The sequence below is a fragment of the Neobacillus sp. NPDC093182 genome (genome assembly GCF_044754045.1).
Genome location: NZ_JBIVOI010000023.1, coordinates 52,168 through 70,132, shown reverse-complemented (window position 1 = coordinate 70,132; position 17,965 = coordinate 52,168). Strand labels below are relative to the sequence as shown.

General features: G+C 33.5%; 16 protein-coding genes, 4 pseudogenes and 1 riboswitch. Of the genes and pseudogenes, 15 read left to right on the top strand and 5 right to left on the bottom strand.

The features are described from left to right. Positions 1–291: 291 nt before the first annotated feature. The 3 genes from ACIQAA_RS29500 to ACIQAA_RS29490 all read left to right on the top strand — a co-directional run bounded on the left by ACIQAA_RS29500 (position 292) and on the right by ACIQAA_RS29490 (position 2,592). The gene (locus ACIQAA_RS29500) at positions 292–1,299 is read left to right on the top strand and encodes a DUF3231 family protein (RefSeq protein ID WP_402626705.1); all 1,008 of its coding nucleotides are present in this window, start codon (positions 292–294) and stop codon (positions 1,297–1,299) included. Between the two features lie 191 nt (positions 1,300–1,490). Then, on the top strand, positions 1,491–1,913 hold the full coding sequence (locus ACIQAA_RS29495) for a MarR family winged helix-turn-helix transcriptional regulator (protein WP_402626703.1): 423 nt from the start codon (positions 1,491–1,493) through the stop codon (positions 1,911–1,913). Positions 1,914–1,989: 76 nt separating this feature from the next. Next, positions 1,990–2,592, top strand: a complete 603-nt coding sequence (locus ACIQAA_RS29490) for an NAD(P)H-dependent oxidoreductase (RefSeq protein WP_402626701.1) — start codon at positions 1,990–1,992, stop codon at positions 2,590–2,592. A 279-nt stretch (positions 2,593–2,871) separates the two neighbouring features. Here the strand turns inward: ACIQAA_RS29490 and ACIQAA_RS29485 are convergent, their stop codons facing one another. Together ACIQAA_RS29485 and ACIQAA_RS29480 are read right to left on the bottom strand one after the other, a co-directional pair. Further along, positions 2,872–3,879, bottom strand: coding sequence for a DUF3231 family protein (locus ACIQAA_RS29485; RefSeq protein ID WP_402626699.1), 1,008 nt, complete (start codon positions 3,877–3,879; stop codon positions 2,872–2,874). Positions 3,880–4,172: 293 nt separating this feature from the next. Further along, positions 4,173–5,007: pseudogene (locus tag ACIQAA_RS29480) on the bottom strand (IS110 family transposase); the annotation flags it as partial. Positions 5,008–5,676: 669 nt separating this feature from the next. Between ACIQAA_RS29480 and ACIQAA_RS29475 the strand changes: the two are divergent. From ACIQAA_RS29475 to ACIQAA_RS29450, 6 genes and pseudogenes are all read left to right on the top strand, one after another. After that, positions 5,677–6,174: a DinB family protein gene (locus tag ACIQAA_RS29475; protein WP_402626697.1), complete on the top strand. Its 498-nt coding sequence runs from the start codon at positions 5,677–5,679 to the stop codon at positions 6,172–6,174. Between the two features lie 378 nt (positions 6,175–6,552). Further along, complete coding sequence (locus tag ACIQAA_RS29470) at positions 6,553–6,687, top strand: hypothetical protein (RefSeq protein ID WP_402626695.1); 135 nt, start codon at positions 6,553–6,555, stop codon at positions 6,685–6,687. A gap of 217 nt (positions 6,688–6,904) precedes the next feature. Then, a complete protein-coding gene (locus ACIQAA_RS29465) occupies positions 6,905–7,291 on the top strand; it encodes an ACT domain-containing protein (RefSeq protein ID WP_307195637.1) in 387 nt (128 codons plus the stop codon). A 482-nt stretch (positions 7,292–7,773) separates the two neighbouring features. Further along, positions 7,774–8,310, top strand: coding sequence for a hypothetical protein (locus tag ACIQAA_RS29460; protein WP_402626693.1), 537 nt, complete (start codon positions 7,774–7,776; stop codon positions 8,308–8,310). 896 nt (positions 8,311–9,206) lie between these two features. Further along, positions 9,207–9,545: a cupin domain-containing protein gene (locus ACIQAA_RS29455; RefSeq protein WP_402626691.1), complete on the top strand. Its 339-nt coding sequence runs from the start codon at positions 9,207–9,209 to the stop codon at positions 9,543–9,545. 66 nt (positions 9,546–9,611) lie between these two features. Further along, positions 9,612–10,199 (top strand): annotated as a pseudogene (locus tag ACIQAA_RS29450) (ATP-binding protein). Between the two features lie 140 nt (positions 10,200–10,339). Here the strand turns inward: ACIQAA_RS29450 and ACIQAA_RS29445 are convergent. Beyond that, positions 10,340–10,849, bottom strand: a complete 510-nt coding sequence (locus ACIQAA_RS29445) for a hypothetical protein (protein ID WP_402626689.1) — start codon at positions 10,847–10,849, stop codon at positions 10,340–10,342. After that, complete coding sequence (locus ACIQAA_RS29440; RefSeq protein ID WP_402626688.1) at positions 10,830–11,318, bottom strand: hypothetical protein; 489 nt, start codon at positions 11,316–11,318, stop codon at positions 10,830–10,832. The genes ACIQAA_RS29445 and ACIQAA_RS29440 overlap by 20 nt, the downstream gene beginning before the upstream one ends. A gap of 271 nt (positions 11,319–11,589) precedes the next feature. Between ACIQAA_RS29440 and ACIQAA_RS29435 the strand changes: the two genes are divergently transcribed. Both ACIQAA_RS29435 and ACIQAA_RS29430 read left to right on the top strand, forming a co-directional pair. Next, positions 11,590–12,120 carry a GrpB family protein gene (locus tag ACIQAA_RS29435; RefSeq protein WP_402626686.1) on the top strand — a complete coding sequence of 177 codons (531 nt, stop codon included), beginning with the start codon at positions 11,590–11,592 and terminating at the stop codon, positions 12,118–12,120. 242 nt (positions 12,121–12,362) lie between these two features. Beyond that, positions 12,363–12,758, top strand: a pseudogene (locus ACIQAA_RS29430) (CBO0543 family protein); the annotation flags it as partial. A gap of 312 nt (positions 12,759–13,070) precedes the next feature. On the opposite strand, the pseudogene ACIQAA_RS29425 reads toward ACIQAA_RS29430, so the two are convergent. Next, positions 13,071–13,358 (bottom strand): annotated as a pseudogene (locus tag ACIQAA_RS29425) (Lrp/AsnC family transcriptional regulator); the annotation flags it as partial. 354 nt (positions 13,359–13,712) lie between these two features. Here ACIQAA_RS29425 and ACIQAA_RS29420 point away from each other — a divergent pair. From ACIQAA_RS29420 to ACIQAA_RS29405, 4 genes are all read left to right on the top strand, one after another. Further along, positions 13,713–14,186 (top strand): hypothetical protein, encoded by a 474-nt coding sequence (locus ACIQAA_RS29420; RefSeq protein WP_402626685.1) that lies wholly within the window; start codon positions 13,713–13,715, stop codon positions 14,184–14,186. 284 nt (positions 14,187–14,470) lie between these two features. Beyond that, the gene (locus ACIQAA_RS29415) at positions 14,471–14,896 is read left to right on the top strand and encodes a hypothetical protein (RefSeq protein WP_402626683.1); all 426 of its coding nucleotides are present in this window, start codon (positions 14,471–14,473) and stop codon (positions 14,894–14,896) included. A 207-nt stretch (positions 14,897–15,103) separates the two neighbouring features. Beyond that, positions 15,104–15,202: riboswitch (purine riboswitch) on the top strand. Positions 15,203–15,271: 69 nt separating this feature from the next. Beyond that, entirely contained in the window at positions 15,272–16,264 is a 993-nt protein-coding gene (gene add / locus ACIQAA_RS29410) for an adenosine deaminase (RefSeq protein ID WP_402626681.1), read from the top strand. A 283-nt stretch (positions 16,265–16,547) separates the two neighbouring features. Further along, a complete protein-coding gene (locus tag ACIQAA_RS29405) occupies positions 16,548–16,985 on the top strand; it encodes a VOC family protein (RefSeq protein WP_071358291.1) in 438 nt (145 codons plus the stop codon). Positions 16,986–17,965 lie beyond the last annotated feature (980 nt).

The window sequence follows — 17,965 nt, the reverse complement described above, 5'->3', positions numbered from 1 at the left end:
CTCACTTCATTTACCCGTAAATCCAATTACAAGGGTTATGAAATCCTGCGAATAAGTGAGCATTCGAGAGATATTCGTATCAAACTGAGGGAGTTAAATAAGGATAGTACCAAATTCTTATTCATCCGGTTTTGTTGGTGTGTAATGATGATTTTTGATTGTTATTTAAAGCTACTTTTGTTTAAGCATTTGTTTCTATTTCTTTCGATGGAATAGTTTTCCGTACTAATAAGAAAAATAATAATTAATCTCAAATGGACTTTAAAAAAATAAGTCAAACGGAGGATATCTATGGAAGAAAAAGGATTATCGGCAGCGGAAATTGCAAGCCTGTGGACAAGTTACTTAAACGTTACTATGTCAACGTGTTTAATGAAACATTTTATATTTACAGTAGAAGATAAGGAAATTAAGCAGGTGGTCGAATACGCATACGATTTATCCCTTCACTATACAGAGGAGATAAAGAGAATTTTTGAAAAAGAAAGTTTCCCAATTCCCCATGGTTTTACAGATAAAGATTTAAATCGTAATACACCACGTTTATTTACGGATCTATTTATGATAAATTTCATCAAAAGCATGGCAAAAGTAGGCTTAAGTTCATATGCCATAAGTCGAACTTTATCCACCCGCCAAGATATACGAGCTATATTTAAAACATGTATTGAAACTACCCAGGAATTGGATGACAAAGCAATCCAGGTTATGTTAAATAAAGGTGTTCTTATAAGACCTCCTTATTTACCTATTCCTGAAAAAGTTCATTTTGTAAAAACCAAAAATTTCATGTCTGGTTTTATAGGAAAACGCCGTCCTTTAACAGCTCCAGAAATTACACAGCTTTTTGTCAACCTTGATTCCAACTTATTAGGTTCAAATCTAATGACAGCTTTTGCACAAGTTGCTAAGTCAAAGCAAATTAGAGAGATGATGTGGAGAGGTAAGCAAATTGCTGAAAAGCATGCAAAGGTTTTTGCACAAAAATTAAGGGAAGATAACCTTCCTGCTCCTTCATTATGGGATACATCGATAACCGAATCCCAAGAAGCCCCTTTTTCCGATAAGATTATGTTATTTGTCACAACTTTTTTAAATGCAGCAGGTTTGGGGAATTATGGACTTTCCGTTGCATCAAGCATGCGGCATGATTTAGCCTTTTTATATGCTCGTCTTGCCTCGGAAATTGGTCTTTATGCTGAAGACGCCGCTCATTTATTAATTCAAAATGGATGGATGGAAGAACCACCACAATCTCCGGATAGACGTAACTTAGTAAATGATAAGGAATTGAAGTAAACCTTAATGATAACAATCGCAAAGGTTGATATCAGTTCTTAAAAAAATCAATATACGTCTTGAACTACGGGTGCTTTAATAAAATGTCAGGCTGTCATTGTGGCAGTCTTTTTTTGTTATTGAACTAATGGTGAATAGTTTAATAAAATTATACACTTGAAAATATATAGATGTCTATATATAATGTAATCATGTTAAAATATAATGCAGCTTCTATGGTAGGAAAGATTAGAGATGCAATCAATAAATTGATTGTGTCAGAGCTTGAAAAACATGGTATAGAAGGTATTGTTCCTTCTCATGGTGATATTCTAGTTTTCCTTTATCAAAAAAACAGACTATCCGTGAAGGAAATAGCTGAAAAAATCCACCGAAAACAACCAACTGTAACGGTTCTAGTGGATAAGTTAGAGAAATTAGGGTATGTTGAAAGGATAAAAAGTGAGGAGGATAGCAGAGTAACTTTGATTGATCTTACTGAAAAAGGTAAACAATTGGAGCCGTTGTTCCGTGAGGTTTCCGATAAAGTAAATGATTCAATTTACGGTCGTCTAAATACCGCTGAAAAAGAACAACTGGAACACTTGTTGGAAAGAATTTTAAAAGGATTTTAATTTTTTGGGTAAATACATAGATGTCTATGTAATTGCAAATTATAACAAAAAATTAATATATATGGAGGCTTTTTAAATGAAACATCTTGTAGTTTATGCTCACCCAAACCCTGAAAGTTTAAACCATGCAATATTGGAAACTACGGTCAATGCTTTAAAAAACAATGGACACGAAGTTATTGTGCGTGATTTATATGCACTTAATTTTAAACCTGTGTTTACTCCAGAAGATACGGCTGCTATGAAAGCGGGACAAACTCCGAAGGACATTCAAACAGAACAAGAATTTATCACCCAAGCTGATGCTATTACTTTTATTTATCCGATTTGGTGGACTGGGCTTCCTGCTATCCTTAAAGGTTATGTTGACCGTGTTTTCTCCTATGGCTATGCTTATGCTTATGGAGAAGAAGGTATTATGAGGATGCTGACAGGCAAGAAAGGTCTTATAATTAATACACACGGTCATCCAAAGGAATATTATGATGAGATTGGAATGACTTCAGGTTTGAAAATTACGTCTGATACTGGAATCTTTGAATTTGTTGGTATTGAACCAGTAGAACATTTACTATTTGGAAATATTGGTTCACTCCATGAAGAATCATATAAAGGTGTGTTAAAGGAAGTTGAAGAAAAGATTCATTCTTTATTCCCACAGCAAGCGTTGATAAAATAAATCTTTTGGCTGCCTCAAGTTTAGGTAGCCTATTTTATTGTAATTAATATGTACTGATTAATGTAATTAAAGAAAGATAATGGAGAGAGGGCTGAGGCTTTTTGATAAATCCCTTCTTGATATTGTACAAAAGATAGACTAATATCATTTAAAAATGCATGTTCCGTTAGAGATCTGAATTCTTTTTATATTGTGTCAAGTTTAATTTTGTTAAAACGGGAAATTTTGCTTCATATAACTGAAACAAGAGATCGTTGAGATCCCTTGTTTAATTTAAACCTAATTTTCTGCCAACTCCTTCCTATTTGGAGAGTGTGGTGGTTCTTCCATCCATCCCCTTTCTATCAAAATGTCGGTGCCCTCCTTCCCATACTGCAATATTTCAGGAATTAGTTTTGAATATTCAGTAGCAAGGTCTATTCGTGCTGATGTAGCTAATGCATGACCAATATAGGTTATTCCTTGCGTATTGAGTATAGTTACAAGGTTCATGATGAGCTTTTCTGAAAAAGGAGATACAGTAGAAGTTGACACTTCTGAGTTAACCATTATAGTGCCAAGCAGATCTTCCTTGATTAAAGTATTGTTTAGGAAATGAATTTGGTTTTGAGCTAAGTCTTTTCCTTTTGTCAAAAATTTTTTTATTTGTTCATCTTTCACAACTTGAATAAATCCAGTGAGTAAGACTAAAGCAAAATAGTTCCTTTCAATGTTAAAAAATATTTCAGATAGTTCAAGAACATTTAGAGGGCGTTTCTTTTCGAACCACTTGGATAAAAATGTTTCTTTCTTTTTAACAAATTCAACTTTATCGGGATAAGGGATCATTGTTGGGCGATCGTATATCCCTTTAGAAAGCATTAGATTTACTGATGTATTATAAAGATCCAATGTGGAAGTTAAACACTTAGAGAAGAAAGATCGAATATCTTGGCGGGCAACATTAGAAATTAGCATACTATAGGTCATCAAACCCATACGACTCATCCCGTAAGCGTAGCTTACAGGAAATAAATCGAAAAACAAAGGTGGAGCTGAAAGATCAATGTCTTCATCGGAAAATCCCTTGGGAATAGGGAAATTCTCCTTTTCAAAAATATTCTTGATTTCCACAATATGTTTTTGTGATATATCTAATGTTAGTTTAATTATGGGTTTAACATCTTCATTGTTCGACTGTTGCAGGAAATGCTTAGAGAGACAGATAGATAAGCTATCGTTTATGTAAGTAGCCCATAATCCTGCAATTTCTGTTGATGATAAACCAACATTATGTTTTGTATTCATTGAAGATCTCCTCTTAATATTGGATTTTTCTAATTTAAGTATTACTCATACCAAAACAACTTATTCTTCCTTTCATATTTGTGTAGAATAAGCGAAAGAAAACAAAAAGGAAAAATCTGAAAAGGTTTGAATAAGAGTGGACAAGCGTGGGAGAAAAAACCCTTTATACAATACTCCCTTACCTTTTTACCGACCAAACTTATTTCTTTCTACAATATTACAAATTCGGTACAAGATTGAGAAAAAGAAGGGAATAAGCCATTAGTTACGGGAAATTTTTTGATTTTAATATTCATTGATTGGATAATCTTATATTCTTCAATTTCTTTTGCCAAAGAATCTATTTCGTTTTCTAACCTGGATGGGTGCTTTCGGTATTCTAGAAGCATCTTGATATACATTTCTAGGGTTAAAATATGGCTCTAATACAGGGTTTTCTGAAAGGGATTTTGAGCTGCGGCATCTATAAGTTTTTTTGCCTTTGTATTTGCCCACTTGCTAGAACGACTTTTACATAGTTCGTCAATCGTAGATGCTAAAGTTTCTTCACTAGCTGCTAAAACTTCTTCAGATGTAGGATATTCTAATAATGTTAGTAAAGAAACCACCGAATATAAGTACCCAAAAACTCCACGATACTCAGGGAAAACCTGATCAAGCACTGCTTGAAATTGAAGTTTCGTTTGTACATAAATACCTGTTATATTTTCGTGCTGTCTTGTTAGATTACGAAGGTTTAAGAGTTGAATCCCTCGTTTTTTATAAGGCTCTAAGTCCTCTTTATAGTACAGTTGGCATAGATGATTCGCATCGATTACATCAGTCTTTACCTTTCGTAAGCTTGAGCCCTTTGCCCGATAAGAAATGAGTGGGTTAACGATACTTAGTAAATATCCTCTTCCTCAAAATACTGTACAACAGGTGAATGATAATGCCCCGTAGATTCTAAACGACCGGAGGTCGTACCCCTGTTACGCTTTCTACTTCTTTAAGAAATTGGTGTAAGTTCTCTAGTCCCTCAAGGGTATGTGTTACTTTAAAACTTCCTTTGTAAGGAATCTTTTTATCCAAGAAAGCTTGAACTGGACTTTCGCCTTTTGCTACATCCAGACCAACCACTGGATTCATTTTTTATCTCCTCCAAAAATAAAATTACCGGTACCCCTAATCCTTCTTGCAGTATCATAGCTTCGCTGTTATACGAGATCATAGTCCCAACCAGCCTCAATCATGTTTCTACAAGTAGGGGGCGAACTGTTTAGTTGACGGGATCTAAGCCCCACGGGTGCTTACGTTCTACCCCGGCTACCGTTATAATAAAAGCATATAAAAAAAGGTCAACCAGAAATTAAAATGTACCCTATAGAGTAGATACTTAAAAAGGTCTGCCCTATAGGATACTTTATTTGTCATGATGAAGGAATAAAAGCTGGATGAGCCGAATAAAGTCATAGTGATCATGGTTTTGTTGAATTCTCAGAATAAATGATTGGAGTATTTCATTGAGAATATTTTTTCGTTATATGGCTGACAGTCGAAAATGAAGGTTATTTTATGCGTATGAATGGCTTTTTTCGAAATTGATTGAGGATTATTGTTATCGTCACCCGGAAATTTCGGATTACCCTGCCATGTTGGAGAGAATTAGAAGCTGGATAGAAAGGTCTGTCCAATATGGAAGGGATCACTTGGATTTGGTTTTTACCTTTTTAGGACCGATTAATTTATACTATAGTCAGATTTTTTCTTGTCTTTTAACTTTGAAAGATTACACTAAATAGTGAGGAGATTGGTTGTATGCAAGTTGTAACCAAAATGTTTTTAGAACAACTCGACATGCATTGCCATGAGAATGATTGGTTTGCATCCATGGATCAGGCGCTTCATGGAGTCATCGCAGCTGAGGCAGCATGGACAAGTTCGGGAATCAGCAATTCGATTTGGCAGATTGTCAACCACTTGATATTTTGGAATGAAGACGTAATCCATCGAATTAAGGGCACAGAGAATCCGAAAAAGGCAGAAGACAATGAAGAAACCTTTGGAAATCCGGGGGATCCAGAAGACGAAATTGGGTGGGCCCAGACAGTGCAGCGCCTTAATGAAGTCATGAATAAATTAAAAACGGCCATTGCGGACCTTGACGATGAAAAGTTAAAAGCTCCGTTTGCAGCTAACAGGTACTCTATTGAGCGTTTACTCAGCAATATCATGATGCACGATTCGTATCATCTCGGCCAAATTGTTCTGTTACGAAAGCTGCAATCCTCTTGGGGTGGCGTTGATTGGTCCTAAAGCACCATAATTCAGCGACCTTCCTCGCCCTGCCGTAGAAGCAGTATTGACGGTGTGAAGCCCTTTTCATTCTCGATGGTGAAGCGGGTGATTTTCCTGCTTTATGGATGGCTAAACGGGTGTGTTAGTCAAATAAATTAGAACGTATTTGCAGAGCGATCTTTCGCATATTTCATTGTTCAACAGTCGGGCGCTTTTCTTAAATAAGAAGGCGTCTTTTTGCATGTACAACACATTTAGGGATTGAGTTTAATGGGGTGTAAAAAAAGATTGTGAAGTCCTGTACGTAAAGGGGCAGAGAATAATTGAATAAAATGGATGGTTAAAGGGGATTTTGAAAAGGCTATAACAAGATAAAAATAAAAGGAGACTTTATATATGATAAAACTCGTTTTATGGGCTTTCTTTTTATTACCCTGGCTTTCCTTATTCATAATGACAATTATCTCTATCACCCTTTACATTTATCAAATGTGGCAAGAGGGAATTATTGGTGGAGAAAATAAAATTTGAAAACGAATATAGTTCTTATTAAACTAAAATAAAATGTATAGAGTTCTTATTCAACTAAAAAAATTTTTTAAAACGAATAGAGTTCTTATTCAGATATCGGGGGCGATGCTTCAATAATGAAGGATCGTTTTTCTTATTCAAGTAACGACGCAGGTTAGTTTAACAAGGGTTTGAAAGAAAAAATGGTATAATAATTTCTAAAAGGAGTGCTAAAAATATGAAATTAAAAATTTTAGATTCAACTTTTTCCGTTGTGAAATTTCCACCAACTGAAACAATACCATTGTGGGCATTAAACTCCGATGTATTTTCTATTACCCGAACAGATGAGGAACTGTCTATAGTGTGTCCTTCCGAATGTTTATCGATGAACGAAGTATTTAAAGATGTTGAAAATGATTGGAAGTGTATAAAAGTAGAGGGAGTTTTAGACTTTAGCTTAACTGGAATATTATCTTCATTAGCGAATCCATTAGCCGAAAATAAAATCAGTATCTTTGCTATTTCAACCTTTAATACGGATTACCTGCTTATTAAAAGCAATTCAATTGAAAAGGCAAAAGTCGTATTAGAGAATGAAGGTCACACTTTTAGCGATATTTAAAAAACTTTCTTCAACTAACGAGGTGCAAGAGTTAAAGATGGAGATCGCTGCGGCGATCTTTTTGCTTGTTGTACTAACGGGCAGTTTAGTTTAAGTACAATTCTTCACAAAGATATACTAGATATGGTACGGTTCAGCGGATGGCACCAAAGAACATAGTTGAATTTGAGCAAAAAGTTTATATGTTTTTATAACCACCACCCTCACAATATTGTGGGGGTTATTTAGTCACTTAAATCTATTCATTAGTTCCATACACTTATAGATCTAAATATTTATTTACAACCGTTTTTTGTGTTTGGTAAATTTTTTTGTATAAAGTAAACATTCTAACATATAAGACATATAATTCATTAGAAATAAATACCTAAAGCGAAAGTCTAAACTAACAAACAATCATAATAAATTTTTTTGTTCAAAAAGTTTCCCTGTGGCAAAAAAAATGCCTTATGGAAAATTAAAAATTAAGGAGGAGTATTAAAATGAAAATTAAAAATTTAAAGCTGTTTCCATCACTTATTGTTTTAACACGGGTTCTTTATGGAATGGGTTGGTTATTGGCAGGAGTAACCAAAATTACGGAAAAATTATGGTTTAAAGAACCGGGTATATTTTTGAGAGAATATCTTATGCAATCATTACAACAATCTAATGTCCCACCCCTTTATAAGATTTTTATAGAGAATATAGCATTAGAGCATGTACTGATTTTTAACTATGTTATACCAATTGTTCAAATTATACTTGGTATATTTCTTATAGCCGGTTTATTCACCATACCTTCTATCCTTGTTTGTCTTTTTATGCACATTAACTTTATCCTATCTGGAAATATGAATTTAATAAGCCTTATCCTTTACACAAATGCATTTTTATTAATTATTTTTAGAACAAATATATATTACTTCAGTTTAGATAAGCATTTTAATTGGGTTTCTCTGTTTACCATTAATATAAACAAAAGAGGAACAACTGTTTCCCTATTATCTAAGAAAGAAAGGTTACATGATAACTCTTAAATCGTATTTTAATTAAATAAGTCTATTAACATTGTAGTAATCCAATAAAGCAATCCAAAAATATTTACTAACACAAAACCATATAATAAAATTCTCGAAACCTTCAAAATCATTACTCCCTTTCTAATAAATGTTTTCAGTACCTATTAACAATAATATTTTAAAGTCAAATCAAAAACTATAAAAGCCGTCACTATTATTAGTAACAGCTTTTATAGTTTACTTTGTACTATTTATGGTACGGTTCACTGTAACATATCTAATTGAGTTTTTTAATAATACTATTTCATTTGATATAAGTGGTAGAATTGTATATTTCACATCGCTTTTGACATGCCTACAGCATATAGCTTTATACCAGCCCTTCGAGTTTTCTTGTTGTACTAACAGGGAGGATAGTTCTTTAAGGGTGGAAACTTATATTGAATGGATTGAATACTACTTCAAACAAATTACATAACGTAATGGAAGGAAGTTTGGATTCTGTTCTTGTTTTACTTTTTTAATTTATTGTGCTAACGAAGTAGATCAGGAGCAGATGGTGAAAAGGTAAATTCAATTTTAAATTCATATGATAAATTAATTCATTAAATATGCGAACAATAGATGGGATAAAAAATATGCTTAACAGACCCTTCAGATACACTCCTACCAATTATATTCAAGGCAATAAATGTGTAATGCCTGGATTATGGTTACTTGTTCCAGATGATTGGGAGCGTTATTGAACTAAACTTCAGTAAGCTAGAGGGTGCTTGAGTATAACAAGGGGGTTACCGCAATCCTTTTTCTTATTAAACTAAAGGGCAGGATAGTTGAATAAGGGTAGTTATTTCAAAGCCCCCCTCAAAAAGGTATTATGGAAAAAGAAACTTAAATGTTAGGGGGATTTTTTTGTGCGATTGTTTAAAGTTGGAGAAGGTCAAACAATTAGTAATTACAATTCTGTTTCAGCTTTTTATTCAAAAATTATTAAAACAGAAGAACCAACCAATATTGGTTTTATTGATATAGAACAAGGTGGCATTGTAGGCTATCACAAAGCACCAGTACCTCAGCTTTTCATTGTAATTAAAGGCGAAGGATGGATTAAGGGAGAAGATAATCACAGATTAACGCTAAAAAGTGGTGAAGGGGTTATTTGGGAAAAAGGAGAAGGCCACACAAGCGGTAGTGAAAAAGGTTTAACTGCCTTAGTGCTACAATCCGAAAAATTAGAAATGCCAAATATATAAAAAAAGGTGTATTCGTGAAACAAGGAATTGATGGGGCAGCCCTCTTTTCTAGAAGGAGTTGAAATTATGAAAAGGTTAGAAATTATTACAGTGGGTAAAACACATTCTGGAAAAATTACATTTGCAAGGGCTTTGGAAAAACAGTTAAATAACTCTTTTGTTATGGACCAAGATAACCACGCTGAATTTATTAATACTAACTATAAGAACTTACAACCAAAAAAAGGACCTAATACTCTTAAGCATTCTCTTTCAAAGCTAATTGTCGATTATGCCAAAGAAAACACTTATTTTCACTTTATTATGTGCTACTCAAATCGAAGTCGAAAAGGACGATTGTATTAGCTAGAAGAGTTGTTTACTTCTGATGAGTTTGTCCGAATCTTGGTTCATTTTGATATTCCTGATGATGTTCTTCAAGAACGTGTTATTCAAAGTCAGAGAAGTACAAATATATTTAGGGGTGCGTATTCAAATTTTGAGGAAGTGCTTGTTAGACAACAGGCTGAATCTTTAAAAGAAGATGTTGTTGACCCAATAGAAGGTGAAGCGGACCATTTATTTTTAATTAAAGATAACGAGGAAGTTAATCAAGTTATTCCAAAAATAGTTCAAATTGCTGAAAATCTACACTTTCATAAAGGAAGTTTGTGAAGAAATGCACTTAAACTATCGGGTGCGATTGTTAAATAAGAGCAACCGCTCTCCTTGTTCCACTAACGAAGCAGTTTAGTTCAATAAGAAAATTTAATACCCATTCTATAAAATGGTTTTTGTCTATCTCAACTACCACACTAATATTCACGAAAAACCTTCTTATCCTTTACCATTTTTCTATAGGTATTCATTAGAATTTTAAATACAATTGTCGTTAATAATTGAGTGAACAAATAAACAAGGAATGAATACCGGATAGCCCAATCTTTATATACAAAAACCTTAAAGGTTTTCGCCAGTTCCTCAAACAAAGTCCCGAATGTTGACCAACACAAAATAAATAATGGAATAAAATAACCTCTAACCTTAAGCTTTTCGTATAGATAAATATACAAGTATCCCGAAATTGGATACATGCCCCAAGTTAGAATTTCGGGGAGGGTTAGCCATGGTTTAATGTTTGTATCGTATAAATCTATTGGGGGAGCTCCAATTGTATGGTCTAAGCCCAAAGCAATTGCTAAACTCATGATCATGATAAGAATTGTTACGGTAATAGGTAACCGTTGAGGAAGCCGATATACTAAATAGACACCCGAGAGAAAAAATATAATATTAAACCACAGGTTAAAATTTTGTAGACTCATAATATATCCCATCTTTTCTCATTAGATATCGAATGCATCGAACCGATAATAGGGCAATAATTAATGGGATTGCTTTGAAAGGTGTATACCAAAACATCCCTACAGAACTAAAACGTATTACTCCTAATACGTGGAGTGCAAAGCCTGCCAAAAAGAGAACTGCAAGAGTCATAAGATAACACAAGTATCTCAAAACTGCATGTTTTACCGAGAGTGACTTATCGAGAATCCATGTAATAATAAGAGGACATAATAATACTGTATATAAAATACGAATTATGGCTAGTTCTTTGTTATCGGGTACAGTAATCCATTGTTTATTTACCAGGAAAAACGAGTAGATTGGAGAATTTACCGCTGTTACACTAAACCAGATGGCTAACAATTCGAACAGATGAATATGCTTTGGCCTAATCCAGAAGGCAGTTAATGATAAAACTGCAAAGGCAATAACCCCAATCAATAACATTATTTTATGGTTCCTTTCATTTAGATTTTGCCTAATTTCTTTTCCCTCGATATCATGCTGTTGTAATTAATATTCCATCAAAAACAATTTATAATTCATCTTAACATTGTGAAGAAAAATACAAATACTTAAGCTAATGGGTTGCTTTTCTTAAAGATCCGGCTACCAATCCAACCGGCTTTTTTCTTGTACTAACGGGTGAGGATTGCTTAACAAGAAGCACAAAAAGGTTATAGAATATAAATGAATAAATTAAAAAGGGGGTATTCTTTTGAGAACAACCAAAATACTTCCTTGGACTGAAGACTGGGAAAAATCATACAGGAAAGAAGAGGAAATATTAAAAGAAGTATTTAAAGATGAATTAATTAATATTTTCCATATTGGAAGTACCTCTATACCAACAATAGGTTACGCAAAGCCGATAATAGATATTTTGATTGTTGTTAAGAATATTCAAAAAGTTGATTTATTCAATGATGAAATGCGGGCATTAGGGTATGAACCGAGAGGTGAAAATGGGATTTCTGGAAGAAGATATTTTACTAAAGGAAAAGATAATAGAACACATCATTTACATATCTTTAAAGTCGGAAGTGAAAAAATTAAAACTCACTTAGATTTTAAAGAATACTTGATAAAGAACCCTTCTGAAGCCAAAAAGTATGGAGAGTTGAAAATAAACTTAGCGAAACAGTTTCCTTACGACCATCACAAGTATCAAGATGGAAAGCAGCAGTTCGTTAATGAAATAGCCGATAAAGCAAAAGAATGGGTGTCACAGAGAAGGTTTTCTTATTAAATTAACGGGTGCAAGTGTTGAGGATCCAGCTGCCATTTGGTGGCTTTTTTCTTATTGTGCTAACGAAGAAGGTTAGTGAAATAAGGCTAAACCAGCTCATTTTAATAATTTACTGTAATCGGGGGGGAGTATAGTAATACGTATTTTAAAGGATTGGTCTTATGTATATTTTAATTAATATTTTCTATATGATAGCAGGGTTTAAATGGGGAGATTGGAGGAATTGGTAACGGTATTATCCGACAATTCTTTTCTTCATCATTGGAGATTTTTTATATAACTTTCTACTTTATAAACAATCAATGTGGTTATTTCACGATTTAATCTTACCTAACCATACAACGATTACAATTTTAGCTATGGTCGTATCTTACTCTGCAACCGTATTAATATACTTAGGGAGGTTCCCTGAAGGTTGGAAAAAACGTTCATTATGGTTTTTGTTATGGGTAGGAATATATTTATGTGCAGAGTATTTTAACAGTAAGTTTGGGTTTATTACATACCATAATGGGTGGAATATGTGGTGGTCTGTGTTATTTACAGGTATTATTTTTTTTACCTTGCCTATTCATCACAAAAGACCTTTGTTAGCTTGGTTATTATCAATAATAATTATAACTGAATCAGATATTTGAAATAATAAATGCCAAAGGCGATGTTGGGGAAATCAATGAGATTCTGAAAAGTGGAAGTTCTGATTCTGGAACGGAAAACTCCACTCCTAATTACTAAGACAAAGAAAAACCCGTTAAAAAAGAACCGGCCACGGCAATGGTTTTTGAGAATTCCGTAGAAAAATGTAATGCTGTGAAGCTACTACTCAGCTTTTCTTTGTCTTTAACGACTTTGTGAAAACTTGTACTTAAGCTAACGGGTGCAGTTCATCTTGGATTAATGCCTCCATTTGTTTAAGTGTATTCCTTCACAATGTCGCATGTTTATTGATACTATTTGTTAATAACAATGGATAATTTGTAGCTCACCAAATTGCTCAAACCTGTCAAGAATTCATCTAATATTTCATTGCATGGGAATTTGCATTCGAGAAGGTAACAACTTTCTCCACTGACTTTGTAGTTGTTTATGACGAATTGAACTTGTTCTTTTATAAACGACAGATAAGGTTGATGATTCGTGCTTTTCGTATAAATATGTATAATTGCGTGAACAAGATACCCCATTATTACTTGATTCTCTTTAATGGTGTACCCCTCAATAATCCCATTGTCCTCTAAGCATTGTTGGCAGTGATTCAAGCGAAGATCTCATGTGGAATGCAACAGTTCATGGATTAGATAAAAAAGCTACTGCTATTACTTTCTACCCGTTTGCTCACATAAGTAGAGCCCCGTCTGGTCCAAACGAAACAAATTCTAATAGGATTGATTTTGAACCAATTACAGTCAATTTAAAATAAGAAGATGTATGTGAAGAAATGCACTTATAGTAATGGGTGCAATAGTTGAAGATTGGGGTTGCTGCGGCAGCTCCTTTTCTTGTTCCACTAACGTGGCAGGTTACTTTAATAAACAACAAAAGCGAAACTTGGTGAGATTATAAACCGTCTATTTAGGATAAGGGGGAATTCTATGAAGATAAATAAGTATTTACATTCTTTTGTGATATTGTTTCTTTTATTCACTTCTTTTATATGTCCAAGTAAGCCACTCGCAACTACTTGGGCTTTTCAATTTGTAGTTTGGCAAGGTTATATTTATGTAATAAGCGATGAGTATGTGTCCGAAATTGATAGCGAAATTGGTCAAGTCACTAAATACTCAGATATGGAATCTTATGCTGGCAATTTCTCAAATACCTATAAAAAAGGTACTAAGTATTATTCAATCAAGGGGATTAGCACAGAAGAAGCAATAGCTATTGAAGAAACTGCTGGTGGATATATAAAGGCATATAGAGAATCGGAATATGAAGTAAGAAGTGCTTTTGATGGTTTTTTTGATGGACAACAGGGGAGTATTAAAATTTCTGTTTTATCAGTATTTGGTGTTATAGCAGTTATTTTAATTTATAAAATTATAAAGAATAAGCGTGTAAAAAGGTAAGTATTTATTCAACTAAAGGGGTGCGACTGTTCAACAAGAACAATCGCTTCTTGCGCTAACGGGGCAGGTTAGTTTAGGAAAATATGGATAGATATTCCAAGTGTGAAGGGTTTTACTGATTATGCGTAGAATATACTCTTTATTGAGAAAAATACGGAGGGATGAGAGTGGATTTTGTTCATTTTAATAAGAGAAGCAAGGGTTTATTTTATGCATTCCTTGTGGTTTTAGTTTTGTGATTCATTAGTTTTATAATTGCTGATTCTATAAACTTTAAATACCAAATGGCTCGTGAAAACTTTGTAAATCAAATAAATGGTAAAGACCTTTCGAATAATGAAATTAAAAGAATCGAAAATTCTCTACAAACTATTAATGAAAAATTTCATACATTTGAAAGCATTGCGATATATGAAAAAAAGACGGGAATCAATAATTTTCAATATTATTTTGATTTAGATTTAAAAGATGCTGAATATTTGTTTCTATTAAATACAGTTAAAAAAGATAATTTGATAACTGAGGGATTTCGTGTAGTAGAAGGATTAGAGGCTGGGGAATATTATGTCGTACATTATTATTATCCCGGTTGGTTTTTCTTAATCCCAATTGCTTTGTTTATTGTAAGTGGGGTGTTATTTTTAATTTGGCTTATTCCTCAAATTAAACAAGTTTACACGACTAGACTTTTTAAACCACAACTAAATTGATAAAGCAATAACATAGACTTCTTAAACCGAGTGTAATGCTTTTTTGTGTAGAGATTGTGAAAGAATGTTCTTAAGCTAACTGGGTGCATTACTGGAACAAAGGTAATGCATTTTTATTGTAGAATATGCTTTTACAAAAAAAATGATTTATCGGTGTTAGGCACCTTGTTGACAAACTAAACTTTTTTTATTATCCTTTAAAAAACGTTAATGAATTCAATAAAATTTCGTATAACTCCAATAATATGGTTTGGAGGTCTCTACCAGGAACCGAAATTCCTGATTACGAAGAAAGTACAAGATTTGTATTTTCTTCGTAGTCAGGAATTTTTTTTTCTGAATTCTAATCTAAAAATTTATTTCAGGAGGACAAAAATGAACTTTTTAGCATTGCCAAAAATTGAACTTCACTGTCATTTGGATGGAAGCCTTAGGATTGAAACTATTATCGATATTGCCCAGAAGGAAGGCATTCAGTTACCCTCTTTTGATAAGGATGAACTGCAAAAGGAACTGACTGCTCCGTTAGAATGTGAATCCCTTGATGAGTATTTAAAAAGATTTTCTCTTCCTAATTTGGTCATGCAGTCCAAGGAGAACTTAAGAAGAATTACTTTTGAGCTATTTGAGAATGCAACAAGGGAAAATGTGAAATATTTGGAAGTCAGATTTGCCCCGTTACTTCACACATTAAAAGGTCTTGGTGTTGAAGAAGTTATTCAATCTGTTATAGAGGGGATGAGGGAAGCTGAAATCTGTTACGAAATAAAAGGAAATATAATTTTATCTTGCATGAGGACGATGTCTGTAGAAAGCGCATTTGAGGTGGTTGAAAAGGGGAAAAAGTTCCTTGGAAAAGGTGTAGTGGCAATTGACCTATGTGCATCAGAAGAAGAAGGTTTTTGTGAAAGATTCGTAGATCCAATCGCATTAGCCAAAGAATATGGCTACAGAGTCACTATTCATGCCGGTGAAACGGGTATTGGTAACAACGTTCTAGAAGCTGTTGAACTGTTGGGTGCTGAAAGAGTAGGACATGGTGTATTTATTAAAGAATGTGCTGAGGCTTATAAGATCGTGAAAGAAAGACAGGTAGTGCTTGAAATGTGTCCAACAAGTAATGTTCAAACGAAAGCTGTTCATCATTATTCTGAACATCCGATTTATAAGTTTCATAAAGATGGAGTAAAAGTGACAATTAATACGGATAACAGGACAGTATCTGATACTACAATGGCAAAAGAAATCCATCTAGTTAACAAAGAATTTAATCTAAGCGAAGAAGATTACCGGCAAATTTATTTAAATAGTGTAGAAGCATCCTTTGCCGACCAAGAAACTAAAGAATGGTGCTTGGCAAAATATTAAATGAAAATTAGACTTAGTGACAAAAACAAACCCCGAACTCGAACATATCTTTTAACTACCATAAAAAATAAACTTTTGTAATGTATCAGATTGTGAAGAAATGTACTTAAAGTAACAGGGTGCAAGAGTTAAAGAGGGATTGCTGCGGCGGTCTCTTTTCTTGTTGTGCTAACGAAGCAGGTTTGTTGAAGAAGGATATTTTCTGTTTTAAGCGAATTAGAATTACAAACAAACCTAAACGAATACAGATAATGAAATAACAGGAACATAGGAGGTATGAGATATGAAGATCAATAGAATAGATCATGTGAGTATAAACGTAAATGATCTTTCAGAAGCTAAAGCGTTTTTTCTTGATTTAGGACTTGAAGTGCAAGCGGAATGGGAATTGGATGGAGAACAGTTGGACAGAATAGTTGGCCTTAATGATGTTAAAACGGCATGTGTAGGATTGGGGATGCCAGATGGTCAGGCATGGATAGAGCTAGTAAAATTTTATACGCCGTCAGATGAAAAAGATATTCAGCAACCTTTTGCAAATACGCTGGGTATCCGACATATTTGCTTTGCTGTTGAAGATATTGAAGCTATTGTTGCAAAATTGAAAAAGAAGGGCACAGAAGTCTTTAGTGAGATACAGCAATATGAAGAAAGTTATAAGTTATGCTACGTTCGTGGTCCAGAGGGAATTATTTTAGAGTTGGCGGAGAAAATCAGATAAATAGTGAATGGGACATTAAATGATTTAGATCTCCAACTTTAAAGATTTCTTCTTAAACTATCGGGTGCAAGAGTTGAAGATCAAGCGGCTAATTTTGGCTGCTTCTATTATTGAACTTAGAAGCAGCGAAAGAAGAAAGAGGAAAATCCATCTCTTTTTTGTGTCGCACTAGACAGATATTGTGAAGGAGCAAAATATAGTCTCAAAAAATAACCAAGGTCCCTTTAGGGTACTCTGGTAATGGTTGAAATAAAAGGATTAGTGATCTAGAAAAAATAAATTATTTATTTAAACGCATAATTAAATAAGCCGAAATATAAAGGTCCAATTAAGAAAATTAATGTAATTGCGATATTTTATTGGGAAATTAATTTACAAAAACTCAATGGTAAACAAGACAGGTAGTTACTACGGAAGTTCCTTCTTGTGCTAACGGGGTGCAAAAGTTAAACAAGGTGGTCATTGAAAATGATTGCCTTATTCTTTTTAGAGGAGATAAATAGATGGACAAAACAGTTACTTTTTCATTTAGTAGTACAATATATGAAGGTATAGAGGCGACAGAGACATTCACCTTTGTAAAATTTAGGTATTAACGAGGACATGGACGATGAAGCACTAAAAACAATTGATGAAGTTTTTCAAGCTTGGGTTTGGGATAAACTTAATATTTCTTTTAGTGTTGTTATAAACAAGGACAAACGCAGATAGTATAGATTATGTTCTGTAACAAAAGAGAAACAGCTTATTGCATTAACGAGGTGCTTTAACACAATAAGGAATAAAATTAAATAGCCTACAATATGCAAGATTTTATGCACTTCTTGTATATTTAGGCTGATTTTGTATTTATAAAACATACTGCAAACATTTTTTGATTGCGAAATACAATGCAATTTATGATTACATTTTAAAAATAGATGATAAGATGTATAATCTTAAAGAAAAGAATATGAGTATGGTGGAGTTCCTCTTCAGCT

Bases quoted from the DNA above. Each gene is read 5' to 3' on its own strand.
- ACIQAA_RS29500 (WP_402626705.1), top strand. From the start codon at position 292: ATGGAAGAAAAAGGATTATCGGCAGCGGAAATTGCAAGCCTGTGGACA.
- ACIQAA_RS29495 (WP_402626703.1), top strand. From the start codon at position 1,491: ATGTTAAAATATAATGCAGCTTCTATGGTAGGAAAGATTAGAGATGCA.
- ACIQAA_RS29490 (WP_402626701.1), top strand. From the start codon at position 1,990: ATGAAACATCTTGTAGTTTATGCTCACCCAAACCCTGAAAGTTTAAAC.
- ACIQAA_RS29485 (WP_402626699.1), bottom strand. From the start codon at position 3,879: ATGAATACAAAACATAATGTTGGTTTATCATCAACAGAAATTGCAGGA.
- ACIQAA_RS29475 (WP_402626697.1), top strand. From the start codon at position 5,677: ATGCAAGTTGTAACCAAAATGTTTTTAGAACAACTCGACATGCATTGC.
- ACIQAA_RS29470 (WP_402626695.1), top strand. From the start codon at position 6,553: ATGATAAAACTCGTTTTATGGGCTTTCTTTTTATTACCCTGGCTTTCC.
- ACIQAA_RS29465 (WP_307195637.1), top strand. From the start codon at position 6,905: ATGAAATTAAAAATTTTAGATTCAACTTTTTCCGTTGTGAAATTTCCA.
- ACIQAA_RS29460 (WP_402626693.1), top strand. From the start codon at position 7,774: ATGAAAATTAAAAATTTAAAGCTGTTTCCATCACTTATTGTTTTAACA.
- ACIQAA_RS29445 (WP_402626689.1), bottom strand. From the start codon at position 10,849: ATGAGTCTACAAAATTTTAACCTGTGGTTTAATATTATATTTTTTCTC.
- ACIQAA_RS29440 (WP_402626688.1), bottom strand. From the start codon at position 11,318: ATGTTATTGATTGGGGTTATTGCCTTTGCAGTTTTATCATTAACTGCC.
- ACIQAA_RS29420 (WP_402626685.1), top strand. From the start codon at position 13,713: ATGAAGATAAATAAGTATTTACATTCTTTTGTGATATTGTTTCTTTTA.
- ACIQAA_RS29415 (WP_402626683.1), top strand. From the start codon at position 14,471: ATGGCTCGTGAAAACTTTGTAAATCAAATAAATGGTAAAGACCTTTCG.
- add (WP_402626681.1), top strand. From the start codon at position 15,272: ATGAACTTTTTAGCATTGCCAAAAATTGAACTTCACTGTCATTTGGAT.
- ACIQAA_RS29405 (WP_071358291.1), top strand. From the start codon at position 16,548: ATGAAGATCAATAGAATAGATCATGTGAGTATAAACGTAAATGATCTT.